The sequence below is a fragment of the Kitasatospora sp. NPDC003701 genome (assembly GCF_053587085.1).
On the sequence record NZ_JBSFNM010000051.1, the window covers coordinates 15993 to 33999 of the forward strand.

Sequence of the window (18007 nt, forward strand, 5' to 3'; positions counted from 1 at the left end):
CCAGGACGGCCCCGCCCGGTCGCGCGAGCGGCTCGCCGCCCTCGACCCGGCCGAACGCGACCGCGCCCTGCGGGAGTTGGTGGCCGACCAGGTCGCCGCCGCACTCGGGCACAGCTCCGCCGACGAGCTGGACGCCGACCTGAGCCTGCCGGAGCTGGGCTTCGACTCGCTGGCCGCGACCGAGCTGAGCGCCGCACTGCTGGCCGCCACCGGCCTCGCCCTGCCCCCCACCGCGGTGTTCGAGCACCCCACGCTGGACGGGCTCACCGCCCGGCTGCGGGCCGAGCTGGACGCCGCCCCGAGCTCGCCGGACACGCCGGCCGACGGCCTGCTGGCCTCGCTGGCACCGCGCGCCGCCGAGCTCGGCCGGTTCGCCGAGTTCGGCGAACTCCTCGCGGCCGCCTCCCGGTTCAGGGAGACCTTCGACTCCCCGCCGGACCTCGGCGCCCGCCCGGCTCCCGTCCGGCTCGCCCACGGCCCGGCGGCCCCGCGGTTCTTCTGCTTCCCCTCCTTCGCCACCCGGTCCGGCGCCCACCAGTACGCCCGGCTCGCCGCCACCGCCCGCGGCCGCCACGAGCTGTGGGCGCTGCCCGCCCCCGGTTTCGTCGCGGGCGAGCCGCTGCCCGCCGACCTCGACGCGCTGGTGCGCCTGCACGCCGAGGACGTCGAACGGCTGGCCGCCGGGCAGCCGTTCGCGCTCCTGGGCCACTCCGCCGGCGGCTGGATCGCGCACGCGGTGGCGGCGCACCTGGAGAAGGCCGGTGTCCTCCCCGCGGCACTCGTCCTGCTGGACAGCTACCGGCCGGGCAGCGCGACCCTCCCCCGCATCCAGGCGGAGATCGCCCGTCAGCTGGCGGACGGCCGCCTCGCGCCGGACCAGCTGCTGGACGACACCTGCCTCACCGCGACGGGCGGCTACGCCCGGCTCTTCGAGGCCTGGGAGCCGCAGCCGCTCGCCACCCCGACGCTCCAGCTCCGCGCGGCCCGGCCACTGCCCGGCTTCCCGGCCACCGGCTGGCAGGCCTCCTGGCCGGTGCCGCACACCGAGGCCGAGGTGCCGGGCGACCACTTCACCATGACCGGCGAGCACGGGCCCGCCACCCTGCAGGCCGTCCTCGACCACCTCGCCTGACCGTCCCACCCGTTCCACCCGTTCCGCACCGCACCGCACCACCACGAGTATCCGTTCCCGACCGAGGGTGAGCAGACCATGAGCACCGACCACAACCCCCAGCCCGGCTCCCTGGACCAGGCCGTCCTGGACGGCCAGGCCCCCTACCACCGCCGCGCGCTGACCTTCTACGACCTGATCGTGTTCCGCGGCAGCGCCCCGCTGTTCTGGCGCTGCTCGCCGAAGAACTTCCTGCAGATGTACAACACCTCCGTCGGCGCGAAGCACCTGGAGATCGGCGTCGGCACCGGCTACCTGCTCTCGCACACCAGGTTCCCGGTCTCGAACCCGCACATCACGCTGGCCGACCTCAACCCCGCCACACTCGACTTCACCGCGGAGCGGCTCGCGCACTACCGGACCAGCAAGGTGGTCGCCAACGCCCTGGAGCCGCTGCCGGTCGAGGAGGGCAGCCAGGACTCGGCCGCCCTCAGCTTCCTGCTGCACTGCATCCCCGGCAGCCTGCGCGACAAGGGCGTGGCCATCCGCCACGCGGCGGCGGCCGTCCGCCCCGGGGGCACGGTGTTCGGCAGCACGGTGCTGTCCTCGGGCGTCCCGGTCACCGGCGCCGGCCGCTGGCTGATGAACAACCTCAACGCGAAGGGCGTCTTCCACAACGACCAGGACGACCTGGAGGACCTGCGCGACCAGCTCAAGCAGAACTTCGACGACTTCGACCTGGTCACCCGCGGCTCCGTCGGCCTCTTCCGGGCCCGCAAGGCCTGACCCCGCCCACTCCCCCGCCCCACCCGAGAACCGTTCCGGAAAGGACCGACACCATGGCCGCACGCTGGTATCCGATCGAGGAGGCCGACGACTCGCTGTTCGCCAAGGCCCCGCTGTACCACGCCCGTTCCGTCGAGGTGCCGTACTCCGCGGAGGAGACCTGGGCGGCCCTGACCGGCGACGGCGTGTCCAGCTGGACCAAGGGGATGCGACGGCTCACCTGGACCTCGCCGCGGCCGTTCGGCGTCGGCACCACCCGGGAGATCGAGATGGAGAGCGACCTCGTCCTGCGCGAGCGCTTCTACCGCTGGGAGGAGGGCACCCGCAAGACCTTCACCGCGACCGGGGCGACCCGCCCGATCTTCCGTCACCTGGTGGAGGACTACGTCGTCGAACCCACCGAGACCGGCGCCCGGTTCAGCTGGCGCTGGGCGGCCGAGCTGAACCGCCCGTGGTCGTTCCTCCAGGGCCCGCTGGACCGCTTCTTCTTCGGCCCCACCGGCCGCTCGCACATCGACGGCCTGCCCGCCTACATGGCCGGACTGCCCCGGGCCGCACGCGACTGACCCTCCTCCCGCCGCGCTCCCGCCGCTCCCACCGCTCCCGAAACCGCGGGGTCACGGGGGCACGGGACCGCAGAACCCCCGAAAAGCCCGGAACCCCCGGACCGCCGAACCCCCGAACGAAAGAAGACCCGAATGTGCGGGATCGCCGGCTGGATCTCCTTCCAGCTCGACCTCGAACGTGAACTCCCCGCCCTGAGCGCGATGACCGACACCATGATCTGCCGCGGTCCGGACGCCGGCGGCACCTGGCTGTCCCGCCACGCCGCGCTGGGCCACCGCCGGCTCGCCATCATCGACCTGGCGGGCGGCGTGCAGCCGATGGTGGTCGAGACGCCGGACGGTCCGGTCGTGATGACGTACAGCGGCGAGGCGTACAACTTCACCGAGCTGCGGGACGAACTCCGGCGCCGGGGGCACGAGTTCCGCACCTCCAGTGACACCGAGGTGGTGCTCCGCGGCTACCTGGAGTGGGGGCAGGGCGTCGCCGACCGGCTCAACGGCATGTACGCGCTGGGCATCTGGGACGGCCGCGTGGAGAAGCTGGTGCTGCTGCGCGACCGCCTGGGCATCAAGCCGCTCTACTACTACCCCACCGCGGACGGCGTGCTGTTCGGGTCGGAGGCGAAGACCCTGCTCGCCCACCCGTCGGTGGCCCCGGTGGTGGACGCCGACGGCCTGCGCGAGATGTTCGGCTTCGTCAAGGCCCCCGGCCGCGCGGTCTGGGCGGGCATGCACGAGGTGAAGCCGGGCACCATGGTGACCTTCGACCGCTCCGGGCTGCGCGAGCACGTGTACTGGCGCCTGGAGCCGGCCGAGCACCGCGACGACACCGAGACCACCGTCCGGCACGTCCGCGAGCTGCTGGAGGACAGCGTGGCCCGCCAGCTGGTGGCCGACGTGCCGCAGTGCGTGCTGCTCTCCGGCGGTCTCGACTCCAGCGCCCTGACCGCGCTGGCCGGCCGCCGGCTGGCCGCCCAGGGCGAGCAGGTGCGCACCTTCACCGTCGACTTCGAGCAGCCGGACGACTTCCGGCCGGACGACCTGCGCGGCTCGCAGGACGCGCCGTTCGCCCGCGAGGTGGTCGAGCACGTCGGCACGCTGCACCACGACATCCGGCTCGACCACCAGGCCCTGGCCGACCCGGCCGTGCGCCGGGCGACGGTCACCGCCCGGGACCTCCCGTTCGGCTTCGGCGAGGCGGACAACTCGCTGTACCTGCTGTTCAAGGCGATCCGCGAGCACTCGACGGTCGCGCTCTCCGGCGAGTCGTCCGACGAGATCTTCGGCGGCTACCCGTGGTTCCACCTGCCGCCCGTGCAGGAGGTCCCGATGTTCCCGTGGGTGACCGCCTCCGGCCTGGGCCCGCGCAAGCACCCCACCAAGCTGATCGACCCCGAGCTGCTGCTGAAGACGCTCGACGTCCCCGGCTACTGGGCGCAGCGCTGGACCGAGTCGGTGGCCGAGATCCCGGCCGTGCCGGGCGAGGACGCGCACGAGCGGCGGATGCGCGAGTTCTGCCACGTGCACCTGACCAGCCTGCTGGGCCTGCTGCTGGACCGCAAGGACCGGATGAGCATGGCGGTCGGCCTGGAGGTGCGGGTGCCGTTCTGCGACCACCGCCTGGTCGAGTACGTGTACAACACGCCCTGGGCGATGAAGACCTTCGACGGCCGGGAGAAGAGCCTGCTGCGCGCCGCGGTGCGGGACATCCTGCCGACCTCGGTGGTGGAGCGGCGCAAGGCGCTCTACCCGCACACCCAGCAGCTCGCCTACGTCGGACAGTTGCAGCGCCAGGTGGGCGATCTGCTGTCCGGGGACCACGAGGCGGTGGCGCTCTTCGACCGTGCCGCGCTCGCCGGCGCCGTCGCCGCCCAGCCCGAGGCCGTCGACCGGGACGAGCGGGAGGCGTTCGAGCGCGTCCTCGACCTGGCCGTCTGGCTCGACCTCTACCGCCCGACCGTCAAGACCTCCTGAGGAGCCCGCCATGCCCGTCGACAACGACGTCTACAACACCCACTCCTGGTGGGACGACGACCAGCCGTTCGCCACGCTGGAGGCGTTCACCCCGGCCCGGTTCGACTACTTCCACGACGTGCTGACCAACCGGCTGCGGCTGGACCTCAAGGGCCTCAAGGTGCTCGACGTGGGGTGCGGCGGCGGTCTGCTCGCCGAGCACTTCGCCCGCACCGGCTGCCGGGTGACCGGGATGGACCCGTCCGGCCCGTCGCTGGAGGCCGCCGGCGAGCACGCCCGCCAGTCCGGCCTGGAGATCGAGTACCACCAGGGCTTCGCCGAGGAACTCCCCTTCCCCGACGCGACGTTCGACTTCGTCTACTGCTGCGACACGCTGGAGCACGTCACCTCGGTGGACAAGTCCGTCGCCGAGGCGGTCCGGGTGCTCAAGCCCGGCGGCCACTACCTGTACGACACGATCAACCGGACCTTCCGGTCCAAGCTCGCGATGATCAAGATGGCGCAGGACTGGAAGTCCGTCAGCTTCGCGCCCAAGGACCTGCACGACTGGGCCAGCTTCATCAAGCCGGCCGAGCTGCACGCCGTCTTCCGCAAGCACGGCCTGACCAACCAGGACCTCGTCGGGTTCGCCTCCACGCGCCCGCAGTTGGAGCTGCTGAAGGCGATGCGCCGGCGCGCCCGGGGCGAGATCAGCTACGGCGAGCTGGGGCGGCAGTTCCAGCTCGGCGTCCACAAGGACACGTCGGTGATCTACGCCGGCTACGCACGGAAGGCGGCCAACTGACCATGGCGACCCCCACCCCCGACGTCCGGGTGCCGGTGCTGATCGTCGGCGCCGGCCCGGCCGGCCTGACCGCCTCGCTGGCGCTCTCCCGCTACGGCGTGGCGCACCTGCTGGTCGGCAAGTACCCGGGCACCGCGCACACCCCGCGCGCCCACCTGCTGAACCAGCGCACCGGCGAGATCCTGCGCGACCTCGGCGTCGAGCGCGAGGTGCTGGCCGAGGCGACGCCGAGCCGGCTGCTGGCCAACCACGTCTTCATGTCGACCTTCGCCGGCCCCGAGGTGAGCCGGCTCGACGCGTACGGCAACGGCCCGGACCGGATCGGCGACTACCTCGCGGCCAGCCCGAGCACCATGTGCAACCTCGCGCAGCACCGGCTGGAGCCGCTGCTGGTCGAGCAGGTCCGGCAGGCCGGGGTCGGCGAGCTCCGCTTCGGCCAGGAGTTCCTGAGCATGGAGCAGGACGAGGACGGCGTCACCGCGGTGATCGCCGACCGGCAGTCCGGCCTGGAGTACACCGTGCGGGCCGACTACGTGATCGGCGCCGACGGTGCCAAGAGCCGGGTGATGGAGCAGGCCGGGCTCACCGTGGAGGGCGCCACCGGGCTGGCCAAGGTGGCCTCGGTCTGGTTCGAGGCGGACCTCACGGCCTACTGCGCCGACCGCCCGGCGATCCTCTACATGGGCGCCGTGCCGGGCAACCCGCCGGAGGACGGCCGGGTGTTCGTCAGCATCCGCCCCTGGACCGAGTGGGTCTACCTGCGCTTCCTCGACCACGGCGGGGAGTTCGACCCGGACGACCACGAGGAGATCCTCGCGCACATCCGGGAGAGCATCGGCGATCCGTCCGTCGAGGTCCGGATCAAGAAGGTCTCGCCGTGGGAGGTCAACGCGGTCGTCGCCCCCCGCTACGCGGACGGCCGGGTGTTCTGCGTCGGCGACGCGGTGCACCAGATGCCGCCGACCAACGGCCTCGGGCTCAACTCGGCGGTCGCGGACGCCTTCAACCTCGCCTGGAAGCTGAAGCTCGTCCTCGACGGCACGGCCTCCCCCGCCCTGCTGGACACCTACCAGGCCGAGCGGCTGCCGGTCGGCGGGCAGATCGTCGACCGCGCGGTGCGCAGCATGCTCGACTTCCTCGGCATCCCGGCGGCGCTGGGCTTCACCGCCGGGCAGAGCCCGGCGGAGCAGTGGGAGCTGCTGCGCGGCCTCGCCGACGACACCGAGGAGGCGGCCGCCCGGCGCGCCGCGCTGGCCGCGGCCACCGACCGGATCAACTACCAGGTCAACGCGCACGGCGTCGAGATCGGCTACCGCTACCGCGGCGGCGCCCGGGTGGACGACGGCACCTCCGAGCCGGTCGACGACCGGGACGCGGAGCTGTACTACCGGCCCACCACCTGGCCGGGCGCGCGCCTGCCGCACGCCTGGCTGGAGGACGGCGGGCGCCGCCGCTCCACCCTGGACGTGGTCGGCCGGGGCCGCTTCGTCCTGCTGACCGGTCGTGGCGGCGACGGCTGGCACGACGCGGCCCGGGAGGCCGCCCGGCTCACCGGGGTGCCCGTCACCGTCCGCACGATCGGCGCGGCCGAGGGCCTGCGCGACCCGTACGGGGCGTGGGAGCGGCAGCGCGAGGTCGAGGCGGACGGCGGCGTCCTGGTCCGCCCGGACGGGCACGTGGCGTGGCGCGCCCGGACGGCCGCCTCCGCCGGCGAACTGCCCAAGGTGCTGGCGGCCCTCCTCCAGTCGCCCGCCGGCCCGACGGCCTGACCCCCGCCGGGCGGCCCCGTCCGACCGGGGCCGCCCGGCACTCATCGCCCAACGACTCACCCGACTCCCCGTCTCACCCCCGAGGAAAGCCCCATGGCCGTGACCGACCCCGGCACCGGCGACGCCCGCTGGATGCGCCGGTACCACCCGGCGCCGGCCGACGCCCCGCGGCTGGTCCTGCTCCCGCACGCCGGCGGATCCGCCAGCTTCTTCCGCCCGTTCGCGACCGCCCTGGCCGACCGCTTCGACGTCCTGACGGCCCAGTACCCGGGGCGCCAGGACCGCCGTGCCGAGCCGCGGATCGAGGACCTCACCGAGTTCGCCGACCGCATCCACCGGGCCCTCCCCTCCGACGGCCGCCCGCTCGCCCTCTACGGCCACAGCATGGGCGCGCTGCTCGCCTTCGAGGTGGCCCGCCGGCTGGAGGCGGACGGCCGGGCGCCGTTCGCCGTGGCCGTCTCCGGCCGCCGCGCCCCGTCCGTGCACCGCGAGGACACCGTCCACCTGCGCGACGACGCCGGCCTGATCGCCGAGCTGCACGCGCTGAGCGCCACCCACAGCAGCCTGCTGGCCGACGAGGAGGTCGTCCGGATGATCCTGCCGGCCCTGCGCAGCGACTACACCGCCGTCGAACGCTGGACCTGCCCGCCCGACGCCGTGCTGAGCGCCCCGCTGCTGGCGCTGACCGGCGACGCCGACCGCTGGACCGGCGTCGAGGACACGGCGGCCTGGGCCGCGCACACCACCGGCCCGTTCCGGCTGAAGGTGCTCGACGGCGGCCACTTCTTCATCGTCGACCACTGGCAGCGGCTGGCCGGCCTCGTCTCGGACTTCGCGCGCGATGCGCTCGACGCCCTGGGCACGCCGGCCTGACACCGTGACCGCGCGGCGCGGACCGGGACCGGCGGCCGGCCCGCGGGCGGGCGACGGGGAGGCCCGGAGCGGTCGTGGACCGGCGCTCCGGGGCTCCGGGGCTCCCCGCGCGATCAGCCCTCGACGCCGCCACCGGCTATCGGCGGCCCGTCGACGTACCAGGCGCTCCAACTCCCGTTCCGGCTGCGGTCGCGGGACCACCTGTGGTTGTAGTCGCTGCCGCGCGAACTGATCCGCCCGTGAACCGCCCGCCCGTCCGCCGCCCGCCCACAGCCCGCCCGCCCAGCGCCCGCCCGTCCACCGCCCGGCGAGCCGCCGCTAGCGGCACCCGGCCCCGCATCCCACCTGGGCCCCGGCGGTCCGCTCCCCGCGCCGGGCGCCGTAGTCGGCGAGCCAGCGCCGCACGTCCCCGCCGGAGGCGTCCCACGACCGGCCGAGCCCGACGGCGTCCGCCAGGGCGTGCTGCACGCCCGACACCTCCAGCGGACGCGCCGGTTCCGCGCTCTCGCCCACCAGCGCGACCCTGCCGAAGGCCCGAACCGACGCGGCCTGCCGGTCGGGCACCGTCCAGGCGCGCCAGTGCCGGCCCATCGTCAGGACGTTGCGGGCGGCGTAGCCGATGTCCGGGAAGGCCGCGAGCACGTGTTCCAGGTCCACGCGGACGCCCGCCAGGTCACCGCCGACGTGCCGGTGGCGGGTGGCGGAGAGGCCCAGGTACCGGGAGTCGGGCAGCGGGTAGTGCGAGACGTGCCAGTGCGCCCCCACCCAGCTGGTGGCCGCGCCGTCCTGCCAGCGCTCGGCCACCAGCTCCATCGGGACGACGGTGCGGTAGACCGCGACCAGTTCCTCCGGCCTGCCACCGGCCCGGGGCGCGTCCTCGCGGACGGCCGAGCGGGCACCGTCCGTGAGGATCAGGGCGTCCCCCGTGACGCTGCGTCCGTCGGCGAGTGCGGCCACCACGGATTCGCCGTGCTCGGTGTAGCCGACCACACCGGTGTCCGCGCACAGCCGGACGGCGTCCAGCTCCCAGCAGGCGTCGAGCAGCGGCTCGTAGACGTCCAGCCGGTGGGCCGTGGCATGGACCCCGTGCGTCCCACCGAGCCGGCCGGGCAGCGACACCGAGGTGACCGGTTCCCCGGTCGAGCCGTTCATGATGCGGAATTCGTCGATCGTCAGCGACCGCTCGCGCACGGCCGCGCCGACTCCGAGCCGGTCCAGGAGGCGGAAGGCGGCCGGCGCCAACCGGACGCCCGCCCCGCTCTCGGTGAAGGCCGGCCGTCGGTCCAGGACGAGCACGTGATGGCCCCTCGATCCCAGAGCAACCGCTGTGGCCAGAGCGCTGATACCACCGCCGGCAACCAGAATTCGCATAAGACCGATGATGGCTCCCGTGGGGTGGCACGGGCGATGCGGTCACGGCGCTTGTGTCAGGACCCCCGGGCGAGGTGACACAGACAGAGAAATAAGGTTTGAACAGAGCGGTGTCCGGTTTGTGCCGTTCACAGCTGATGGCCCATCCGCTCCATGGAAACCATGCAGTGGGTCCACGGGCGGACCCTGGCCCTCGCCGCGGCCAGCACCTGGGCGACGTGCGCGGCCGCCGCCAGGGTCATGTGCCGGTGCCAGCCGTCGGAGCCCCGCCCCTCGTAGTCGTCGAGTGCCCCCACGTGCGAGGCCGACCCCGCCCGGTCCTGCTCGACGCGCTGGGTGAACTTGGCGAGCCGCAACAGGACCCCCAGGGGCGTGGTCGTGAGATTGGTCAACCAGCACCGGACCGGCTGCTCCTGCCCGCCGTCCCACTGCCCCACCAGCAGCAGCGGGTGCCCGGCCCACTCCACCCGGACACCGCCGACCAGGCTCCGGCGCAGGGTGCCCGTCGCCGGGTCCGTCCACTCCACCGGCCGGCGCACCATCCGGTTGAGCTGCAGCAGACGGGCGGCGGGAAACGGGCGGGATCCGCGGCCCGGCCCCCGGTCCAGCACCGGCAGGTTGCCGGGCACGGCGGCCAGCAGCGGCGCGCCGTCCTGCGCGTACCGGTCGAAGACCGGACGCAGATCGGCCCCCGGGACGTCCAGGACGACCGGCCGGGGCCCGATCGTGCTCCGGTCGCACACCCGGGTCGCCGCCACGACGCAGTCGGCGGCCTCCTCGCCGGACCGCAGCAGGTTCCACTTCACGGGCACGGTGACGTCACTGGCCACCCCCCACACGCCGACGGCCTGCCGGCCCCGCCTGGGCATCGGCAGGCCGTGCACCACCCAGGCGGTGAACCGCAACTCGCTGTCGGCGTGGTGCTGGAGGGCGCTGCTGACCGGCTCCCAGTCCCAAGTGGAGGAGGCGATGAAGTGGTGCAGGCTCTGCGCCAGTTCGGGACCGCCGACCTGCGCGGCGATGTTCCGGATCGACTTGCGCCCCTCCGCCGCGATCAGCCCGCGCAGGTACAGGGCGCCCTTGACCCGCTGGTCGCTGCGGGGCAGCGGGGCGAAGAGCACCTCGGACAGCTCGTCCAGGACGGTGCTGCTCCGCGGACCGGTCCGCACGGGCGGTCGCGGCCCGACCGGCCTCCCGGTCGGTAGGGCGTGCTGGACGGGGCGCATGGGCAATCCCCCCAAGGATGGCGACGTCGTGACGGCAACGGCAGGGAGCGGGCGCCGTCAGCCGGCCGCAGCCGGCCGGGGAGGCCGCCGGACGGCGGACGGTCGTCGCTCCGGCACCACGCTTCGAGCGCCGCAGGCCGCACGAAGGTCGTGTCCGTACCGACGGTGAACGGTCCCGCGCGCGAGCCTATTCCGTTGTTGCCGAGATCATCGACGCTCCATCAGGAGTGCGACGGACGGCCGAGGCTGACGGTTGATCGTGGCGGGCACCTCCGTCGGCCGCACCGGTGCCCCGCGCGTCCACGCCCGGGGAGGGCGTGGACGCGCGGGGCACCGCGGCTCGCGCCTCGGCCCGGCTACGCCGTCTTCTGGGCGAGCGCGGCGTCGGGAGCGCCCGCGTCGTCGAGCACGGGGAGGAGCTTCGGCGACTCGCGGCGGCCGCGGGCCCACATCACCACCGAGAGGAGCAGGGCGATCGCGGTGGCGAGGGCGGCGGTGAGGGTCACGGCCCTGCTGTCGTAGCCGAGATCGATGGTGGCACCGCCGAGCCACGCGCCGAGCCCGTTGCCCAGGTTGAACGCGGACACGTTGGCCGACAGCGCGAGGGCCGGTGCGGCGGCGGCCACCGCGAGGATCCGCGCCTGGAGCGCCGGGATGATGGAGAACCCGGCGGCACCGAACAGGAAGAGCGCGACGGCGGCGGGGACCTGGTGGGGTGCGGCGAACCAGAAGAGCAGCAGCGCGGCGAGCAGGGCGGTCTGGGCGCGCAGCACTCCGCGCATCACGTTGGCGTCCGCGGCCCGGCCGCCGAGGATGTTGCCCAGGACCGAGCCGATGCCGAAGACGATCAGCAGGATGCCGACCATGCCGGGCGCGAAGTGGCCGATGTCGCGGAGCAGCGGCGCCAGGTAGGTCGAGGTGGTGAAGACCGCTCCCTGGGCCAGCACGGTGATCAGCATGGAGAGTTGGAGGCTCCCCCGGCGGAACACCTTCATCTGGTCGCGCAGTGAGGTGCCCCCCTCGCCCGACGGGTCGCTCTCCGTGGACAGCGCGCTCGGCACGAACCTGGAGATGAGCAGGAGGCAGAGCACGGCGAAGACCGTGACGTACCCGAAGGTGGCCCGCCAGCCGAAGTGCTGCCCGATGAAGGTGCCGATCGGGGAGCCGAGCACATTGGCGAAGTTGAAGCCCAGCGCGATCTTGGCCATGGCGGTCGCCTGCTTGTCCGGCGGGGACATCAGGGCGGCGACGTGCCAGGCCACCGCGGCGAAGGTGCCGTGGCTGAGCGAGGTGAAGACGCGGGCCCCCATCAGCGTCGAGTAGTTGGGGGCCAGCGCGGCGATGATGTTGCCGGCGATGAAGACGCCCATCAGGCTGAGCAGCAGGGCCTTGCGGGACCACTTGGTGGTCAGCAGGGTGATGATCGGGCCGCCGATGGTCACCCCGAGCGCGTAGCCGGTGACCAGCAGGCCGGCTGTCGGGATGGACACGTCCAGGCTGGCCGACATCTCGGGCAGGATCCCCGCGATGACGACCTCGGCGGTGCCCACGCAGAAGACCCCGAGCATCAGGGCCAGAAGGGGGAGGGGCATGGCGACCCAAGCCTTTCGTAGGAAGCCAGTGTCAGTGAAGATGTATGCGATTGCATGCAGATAATGGACGACGGCGCCGGGGCAGTCAACTGCGCAAAGAGTTACGCTGGGCAACGGTTACGGACGTGCACGTGGAACGTTTCGAAGGACTCAGTGAGGGGCCGCGTCGATGGAGACTTGGGGACCGGGGAGCGAGCGGGACGAGATCGCCGTCTGGCGACGGCTCACGCGCTTGATGGAGCAGGTCAACGCGACCGCGGGCAGGCGGCTGACCCGCAGCCACGGGGTCTCGATGAACGAGCTGCTGCTCCTGCTCTCCTTGACGGAGCAGCGGGACGGCACCCTGCGGATGTCCGACCTCGTCAAGGCCCTGGGCGCCAACCAGCCGGCCGTCAGCCGCATGGTCGCCCGCCTCGAGGACGCCGAGTGGGTCACCCGCCGCAGCGCCCTCGACGACAAGCGCGGGGTGGACGTGCAGGTCACCCAGGCCGGCCGGCAGCTGGCCGACGCGGCGCAGCGGACCCTGCGCAAGTCCCTGACCGAGGCGCTCGACACGGCCGCGCTGAACGACTCCACCGCCTCGCTCGTCGCCCGGCTGCGGTACGCGCCCGCGGTGCCGATGGACTGAGCGCCGCACCACCCCCGGGGCGGCCCCGGCCGCAGGTCTCCCGCCTGCGGCCGGAGCCGCCTCGCCCGTTCCGGGCCGGCCCGGGTCGCCCACCGGCGGCCCGCGGGGCGGACCGGCGTCGATTCACCGGTTCGCAATCGCCAAGTAATATGAATCTGCATACATCTACTGTGACCCCTGTCACGTTGCGATGTATGCATACGGCGCACTAGCGTTCGATCCCGACGGGCGGACCGGACGGCATCGGCGCCGCGCCCCTGCGATGTCCATCCGCACCGCGCATGCCCCAGCTCGATGGCCCTCACGGAGGTCTTGTCATGTCTGGAACCGCAATGCCACGCCCCGCCGGTCTGAACCCGGTGGCCGATCTGCCCAAGCCGCCCGGGCTGCACTGGAACGTCCGGGCGAAGCAGCCCGTCGCCTACAGCGTCAGCATGGTGCGCGGGCTGCTGGATCTCGACAACCCCACCCTCGCCTTCGCCTGCGGCGGCGGCCGGGGGCGCACCGTCCGCTGCCTCCTGGCGATCGACTCCGTCGTCGACGGCCTCTACCACGACCGGTTCGCGGAGTACTTCACCCACTGGCAGGTCGACGCGACCTGGCAGGTCGTCCAGGGCGACGAGGACGCGAAGTCACTCGACCAGGCCGTCCACGTCACCGAGGCCATGTCCCGGATGGGCATCCTGCGCCGCGCCGAGAAGGTGGTCGCCGTCGGCGGCGGCGTGGTCCTGGACATCGTCGGCTTCGCGGCGAGCATGTACCGCCGCGGCGTGCCCTACGTCCGCGTCCCCACCACGCTGGTCGGCCAGATCGACGCCGGGATCGGCGTGAAGACCGGGATCAACCACGGTCACCACAAGAACCGCCTGGGTGCCTACTTCGCACCGGAACTCGCCCTGATCGACCCCGCGTTCCTGCGCACCATCGACCCGCGCCACGTGGCCAACGGCCTCGCCGAGATCATCAAGATGGCGCTGGTCAAGGACGCCGTCCTGTTCGACCTCCTGGAGGCGACGGCCGGCTCCATCACCCCCGAGACCCTGGCCGGCTGCGGTTCGGCCGTGAGCGAGGTCCTGTCCCGCGCGATCTCCGGCATGCTCGACGAGTTGGAGCCCAACCTCTGGGAGCAGGTGCTGGAGCGCTCCGTCGACTACGGCCACACCTTCAGCCCCTCGCTGGAACTGCGCGCCGACCCGCCGCTGCTGCACGGCGAGGCCGTCGCCGTCGACATGGCGATCTGCCTGGCCCTCGCCCACCTGCGCGGCCACCTCTCGGCGGGCGACACGGACCGGGCATTGAGATTGCTCCAGGGCTTCCACCTCCCCGTCTCGCACCCGACCTTCACCCACGACCTGCTCCAGGAGGCGCTCTCCGACGCCGTCAAGCACCGCGACGGGCTCCAGCGCGTCCCCCTCACCCGGGGCATCGGCTCCGTCGTCTTCGCCAACGACCTGACGTCCGAAGAGCTCGGCCGGGCCCTGGAGTTCATCGACTCCTGGACGGCACCCGCGAACAGCGAGCTCGTCGGCGCCGCGGTATGACCACGGCCGTCACCGTGTTCGACGTCGGCGGAACGCACATCCGCCAGGCCCGGTGGCTGCCCGGGGGCGAGCTGCTCGCCCGCACCTCGCGCCCCTCCCCCACCTTCAGGCGCTTCCCCGGAGCCACCGTCGCCGAGCTCCAGGACATGATGGTCCGGGACCTCTGCGACACGGTGCCCGCGACACCGGACACCGTCGTCGGCGTCTCCTTCGGAGCCGCGCTCGACCACCGCTCCGGCCTCGTCTACGCCTCGGCACCGCTGTGGGGCGACCACAGCGAGCCGTACGACCTGCGGGCGGCGCTGACGGCCCGGCGGTCCGACGTCCGCTGGCACATCGTCAACGACGTCACGGCCGCGCTCCTGCACGCCGCCGCGGCCGACGGCCGCAGCGGACACCGCAAGGTGCTGCTGGCCACCATCAGCTCGGGCATCGCCTGCCGGGTCATCGACCAGCGGCAGCGCCGGATCCCGGTGGACGGCTGCGGGCTGCAGGGCGAGATCGGCCACCTGCCCGCCACCGCCGAGCTCGCCGGACGCCCCGTCACCCTGGACTGCGACTGCGGGCGGCCGGGACACCTGGCGGCGTACGCCTCCGGCCCGGGCATCGCCCGGATGGCGGGCACCCTCGCCCGGCGGGCGCCGGCACGCTGGGCGGCGTCCCGACTCGGCCGGCGGACGGCCGACGGCACCGGCTTCGAGGCGGCGCTGCGCGGCGCGCTGGACGACCGGGACGAGCTGGCGCTCGAACTGCTCGACGCGGTCACGGCTCCCGTCGCCGCCGTCCTGCGCACCGCGCTCTGCCTCGACCCCGAGGTGGACGAGGTGGTCCTGACCGGCGGCGTCGTCCACGGCCTCGGCCACCACTACCGGCACGCCCTGATGGGGGACCTCACCCGGCAGGGCCTCTACCTGACCAGCGAACGCACCCCCGAGTGGCTGGAGCGGCGCATCACCGTCACCGGCCCCGGGGAGGCCGACAGCCTGGCCGGCGCGGGGATCGCGGCCTGTGCCGGAGTACCGGCATGAGGACGGCCGGGGACATCCCGGACCACCGGGCGCTGGTCCGGGAGGCGGGGCGGGTCCGGCTGCGGCTGCGCCCCACCCCGGCACCCGGGCCGGGTGAGTTGCTGGTGGCCACGCAGGTCGCGGGGCTGTGCGGGACGGACATCCAGATGCTGCGCGGACTGCGCGACGACCCGGCCCCGGTCATCGGCCACGAGGGCATCGCCCGGGTGGTCGCCGCCGGGTCGGGCACTCCCCGCACGCTGGGCCCGGGCACACCGGTCGTGGTCAACCCGACCCACCACGCGGACCCGTCCTTCCTGCTCGGCCACACGGTCGACGGCCTGCTGCAGGAACGCACCCTGATCGCCGCGACCGCCGTCCGGGGCGGCCTCGTCGTGCCGCTGGAGCGGTCGCCCGACGCCGTACTCGGCACCCTGATCGAGCCGCTGGCCGCCGTCCGCTACGCCTTCGCCCTGCTGGCCGCGGGCCGCCCGCGCACCCTGGTTGTGTACGGCGACGGCACGATCGGGCAGCTCGCGGTGCGCGCCGCCCGCCGCTGGCTGGGGAGCGTCGACCGGATCCTGCTCGTGCACCACACTCCGGCCGGACTGGCCTGGAGCACCGAACGGGCCCTTCCCGGCGTGGAGTTGCTGCTCGCCGGCGAGCCGGGCGAGGCGGGCGAGGCGGGCCGGCCGGGCCCGCTGCCCCCGCTCGGCGCGGAGCCGGCCGCGGCCCTGCTCGCGACGCCGCGCGACGCCACGCTCGGCGCGCTCGACTCCGCCCTGCGCCTGGACAGCGGCGAGCTGACCGTCGACCTGTTCGGCGGTCTGCCACCCGGCGCCGCCGCCGCCCTGCTCCCCGGGGTCGACCTGGCCGCCGTCCGGGCCGCCAACTGCGCCGGGTACCCCGAACCCCCCGCCGTCACCCGGGTGGGCACCACCGACGGCCGCCCCGTCCGGCTGACCGGTCACCGCGGGGTGGGCAACGGCCATCTCGTCGAAGCGGCGGCCGAGTTGTGCCGGGACCCGGCCGCCTACCGCGACCTGGTGACCCATGTCGTCGGGCCGCCGGAGGCCGCCCGGATCATGACCGGCCTGTCGGTGGGCCGGGAGCGGACCGTTGCCGGGAGCCGGCTCGTCAAACTCGCGGTGCGGTTCCCCCCGCTGCCGCCCTCGCCCCTGGAGGCCCAGTGACCGCACATGATCGGAACCGCCGCCGCGCGCTCGTGGTCGGCGGGTCCACCGGGATCGGCCGCGGCGTCGCGGACGCCTGGGCCGCGGCGGGTCTGGACGTCACGGTGCTCAGCCGGTCGGCTCCGGCCGGGGCGGGCGCCGACCGGCTCCGCTGGGCGGCCACCGACCTCACGGACGCCGGACGGGTCACCGAGAACCTGGCGCTCGCCGCCGCCGAACCCCTGCACGCCGTCTGCTACTCGGCCGTCCACTACGGCGACCGGCGGGCCCTCTTCCGGGACTGCACCGAGGCGGAGTGGCGCCGCCAGATCGACGTCAACCTGCACGGCCTCTGGCTGACGCTGTCCCGGACGATCCCGGCCCTGCGCCGCCCCGACGCCCCGGGGGTGTTCCTCGGGGTCTCGTCCGAGGTGGTCTACAACGCGGGGCCGGGGCGCTCCGGCTACGCCGCCTCGAAGGCGGCCGCCTCGGCCCTGCTCGACTCCGTCGCGCAGGAGGAGGCCGAGGCGCCCGGCGCCGAAGCCCTGCGGATCGTCCAGGCCCTCCCGGCCGGCATGGTCGACACCCCCGGGATCCGGCGCCGGCGCCCGGAGGGGTTCGACTACAGCGCCTACATGACGCCGGGGAGCTTCGCCCCGCTCGCCCGGGAGCTGGCGGCGACGGCCGGGGCCGGTCTGCACGGTGCCCATCTGGTGGTCGACGGCGCGGGCGCCTGGTTCCCGGTGAGCGAGCGGACACCGGTCTCCCAGAGCCGCAGGATCTCCTCGGGGGCGGGATCGTGACGCCCTCCCCCCTCGTCGGGCTCGCCGGCTGGCGCCTGCCGGGGGACCACTTCGGCGCGGTCGAACTGACCCGCCGGACCGGCGTCGAGGGCCTCCAGCTCGACCTCGGCGGCCCCGGCCGCGGGCCCCGGCTCGACGCGCCGGGCACCGTGGACCGGCTGCGGGAGGACGGCGCCCGCCACAGGGTGCGGCTGCTCGCGGTCGCGGGCAACACCCTCAACGACATCGGGCTGCACGCGCCCGAGGGCAGCCGGGACGCGCTGCGGGTGCGCCGCGTCCTGATCCGGGTGCTCGACACCGCCCTGGCCCTGGGCGCGCCGCTGGCGTTCGTCCCGAGCTTTCGCCGCAGTGCCATCGGCGACCCGCAGCAACTGCGGCGGACGGCCGCCGTGCTGGCCTGGGCGGCGGGCGAGGCGCAGGCGCGCGGACTGCTGCTGGCCAGCGAGAACGACCTGGACCCGCGGCGCGCGCGGACCCTGGCCGAGGAGGTGGCGGCCCCCGCCTTCCGGCTGCTGCTGGACACCTACAACCCGCGGGTGGCCGGCGTCGACGTCCTGGCCCTGATCGACGCGACCCACCCGTGGATCGCCCCCCAGATCCACCTCAAGGACGGCACGAACGGGGTCGTGGCCCGGGACCTCCTCGGAGACGGGGACGGCCCGGTGCGGGCGGCGGTCCACGCCCTTGCCGCACGGGCGGGCCCGCCCGAGGCGCTCGTCCTGGAGAACGACTACCGCGACGGCGACCTGCGGCGTCTCGCCCTCGACGTCGCACGCGTCCGGGCACTGGCATCCAGTTGAGGAG

At 74.0% G+C, this 18007-nt stretch carries 15 protein-coding genes and 1 pseudogene; 13 read left to right on the forward strand and 3 right to left on the reverse strand.

Features of this window, described 5'->3' with window-relative positions:
• Positions 1 to 91: 91 nt before the first annotated feature.
• The 7 genes and pseudogenes from ACWDRR_RS33440 to ACWDRR_RS33470 all read left to right on the forward strand — a co-directional run.
• Positions 92 to 1132: pseudogene (locus tag ACWDRR_RS33440) on the forward strand (alpha/beta fold hydrolase); the annotation flags it as partial.
• Between the two features lie 78 nt (positions 1133 to 1210).
• Positions 1211 to 1897 carry a class I SAM-dependent methyltransferase gene (locus ACWDRR_RS33445; RefSeq protein WP_449776014.1) on the forward strand — a complete coding sequence of 229 codons (687 nt, stop codon included), beginning with the start codon at positions 1211 to 1213 and terminating at the stop codon, positions 1895 to 1897.
• Between the two features lie 53 nt (positions 1898 to 1950).
• Positions 1951 to 2463 (forward strand): SRPBCC family protein, encoded by a 513-nt coding sequence (locus ACWDRR_RS33450; protein WP_449776015.1) that lies wholly within the window; start codon positions 1951 to 1953, stop codon positions 2461 to 2463.
• Positions 2464 to 2595: 132 nt separating this feature from the next.
• Positions 2596 to 4437 carry an asparagine synthase (glutamine-hydrolyzing) gene (gene asnB, locus ACWDRR_RS33455; RefSeq protein ID WP_449776016.1) on the forward strand — a complete coding sequence of 614 codons (1842 nt, stop codon included), beginning with the start codon at positions 2596 to 2598 and terminating at the stop codon, positions 4435 to 4437.
• 10 nt (positions 4438 to 4447) lie between these two features.
• Positions 4448 to 5221: a bifunctional 2-polyprenyl-6-hydroxyphenol methylase/3-demethylubiquinol 3-O-methyltransferase UbiG gene (gene ubiG / locus ACWDRR_RS33460; protein WP_449776017.1), complete on the forward strand. Its 774-nt coding sequence runs from the start codon at positions 4448 to 4450 to the stop codon at positions 5219 to 5221.
• A 2-nt stretch (positions 5222 to 5223) separates the two neighbouring features.
• The gene (locus ACWDRR_RS33465) at positions 5224 to 6990 is read left to right on the forward strand and encodes an FAD-dependent monooxygenase (protein ID WP_449776018.1); all 1767 of its coding nucleotides are present in this window, start codon (positions 5224 to 5226) and stop codon (positions 6988 to 6990) included.
• 93 nt (positions 6991 to 7083) lie between these two features.
• Positions 7084 to 7863 carry a thioesterase II family protein gene (locus ACWDRR_RS33470; protein ID WP_449776019.1) on the forward strand — a complete coding sequence of 260 codons (780 nt, stop codon included), beginning with the start codon at positions 7084 to 7086 and terminating at the stop codon, positions 7861 to 7863.
• A 318-nt stretch (positions 7864 to 8181) separates the two neighbouring features.
• Here the strand turns inward: ACWDRR_RS33470 and ACWDRR_RS33475 are convergent, their stop codons facing one another.
• The 3 genes from ACWDRR_RS33475 to ACWDRR_RS33485 all read right to left on the reverse strand — a co-directional run bounded on the left by ACWDRR_RS33475 (position 8182) and on the right by ACWDRR_RS33485 (position 12052).
• A complete protein-coding gene (locus ACWDRR_RS33475) occupies positions 8182 to 9234 on the reverse strand; it encodes an FAD-dependent monooxygenase (protein WP_449776020.1) in 1053 nt (350 codons plus the stop codon).
• A 128-nt stretch (positions 9235 to 9362) separates the two neighbouring features.
• Entirely contained in the window at positions 9363 to 10403 is a 1041-nt protein-coding gene (locus ACWDRR_RS33480; protein ID WP_449776021.1) for a transposase, read from the reverse strand.
• Between the two features lie 413 nt (positions 10404 to 10816).
• Positions 10817 to 12052, reverse strand: coding sequence for an MFS transporter (locus tag ACWDRR_RS33485; RefSeq protein WP_449776022.1), 1236 nt, complete (start codon positions 12050 to 12052; stop codon positions 10817 to 10819).
• Positions 12053 to 12221: 169 nt separating this feature from the next.
• On the opposite strand from ACWDRR_RS33485, the gene ACWDRR_RS33490 reads away from it, so the two are divergent.
• The 6 genes from ACWDRR_RS33490 (at position 12222) to ACWDRR_RS33515 (ending at position 18003) form a co-directional block, all read left to right on the forward strand.
• Complete coding sequence (locus ACWDRR_RS33490; protein WP_449776023.1) at positions 12222 to 12680, forward strand: MarR family transcriptional regulator; 459 nt, start codon at positions 12222 to 12224, stop codon at positions 12678 to 12680.
• Between the two features lie 317 nt (positions 12681 to 12997).
• Complete coding sequence (locus tag ACWDRR_RS33495; protein ID WP_449776024.1) at positions 12998 to 14221, forward strand: sedoheptulose 7-phosphate cyclase; 1224 nt, start codon at positions 12998 to 13000, stop codon at positions 14219 to 14221.
• Positions 14218 to 15249: an ROK family protein gene (locus tag ACWDRR_RS33500; protein ID WP_449776025.1), complete on the forward strand. Its 1032-nt coding sequence runs from the start codon at positions 14218 to 14220 to the stop codon at positions 15247 to 15249. Before ACWDRR_RS33495 ends, ACWDRR_RS33500 begins: the two co-directional genes overlap by 4 nt.
• Positions 15246 to 16421, forward strand: coding sequence for an alcohol dehydrogenase catalytic domain-containing protein (locus ACWDRR_RS33505; RefSeq protein WP_449776026.1), 1176 nt, complete (start codon positions 15246 to 15248; stop codon positions 16419 to 16421). The genes ACWDRR_RS33500 and ACWDRR_RS33505 overlap by 4 nt, the downstream gene beginning before the upstream one ends.
• Positions 16418 to 17203: an SDR family NAD(P)-dependent oxidoreductase gene (locus tag ACWDRR_RS33510; RefSeq protein ID WP_449776027.1), complete on the forward strand. Its 786-nt coding sequence runs from the start codon at positions 16418 to 16420 to the stop codon at positions 17201 to 17203. The genes ACWDRR_RS33505 and ACWDRR_RS33510 overlap by 4 nt, the downstream gene beginning before the upstream one ends.
• Positions 17200 to 18003 (forward strand): sugar phosphate isomerase/epimerase family protein, encoded by an 804-nt coding sequence (locus ACWDRR_RS33515; RefSeq protein ID WP_449776028.1) that lies wholly within the window; start codon positions 17200 to 17202, stop codon positions 18001 to 18003. The genes ACWDRR_RS33510 and ACWDRR_RS33515 overlap by 4 nt, the downstream gene beginning before the upstream one ends.
• The last annotated feature ends 4 nt before the right edge of the window (positions 18004 to 18007 follow it).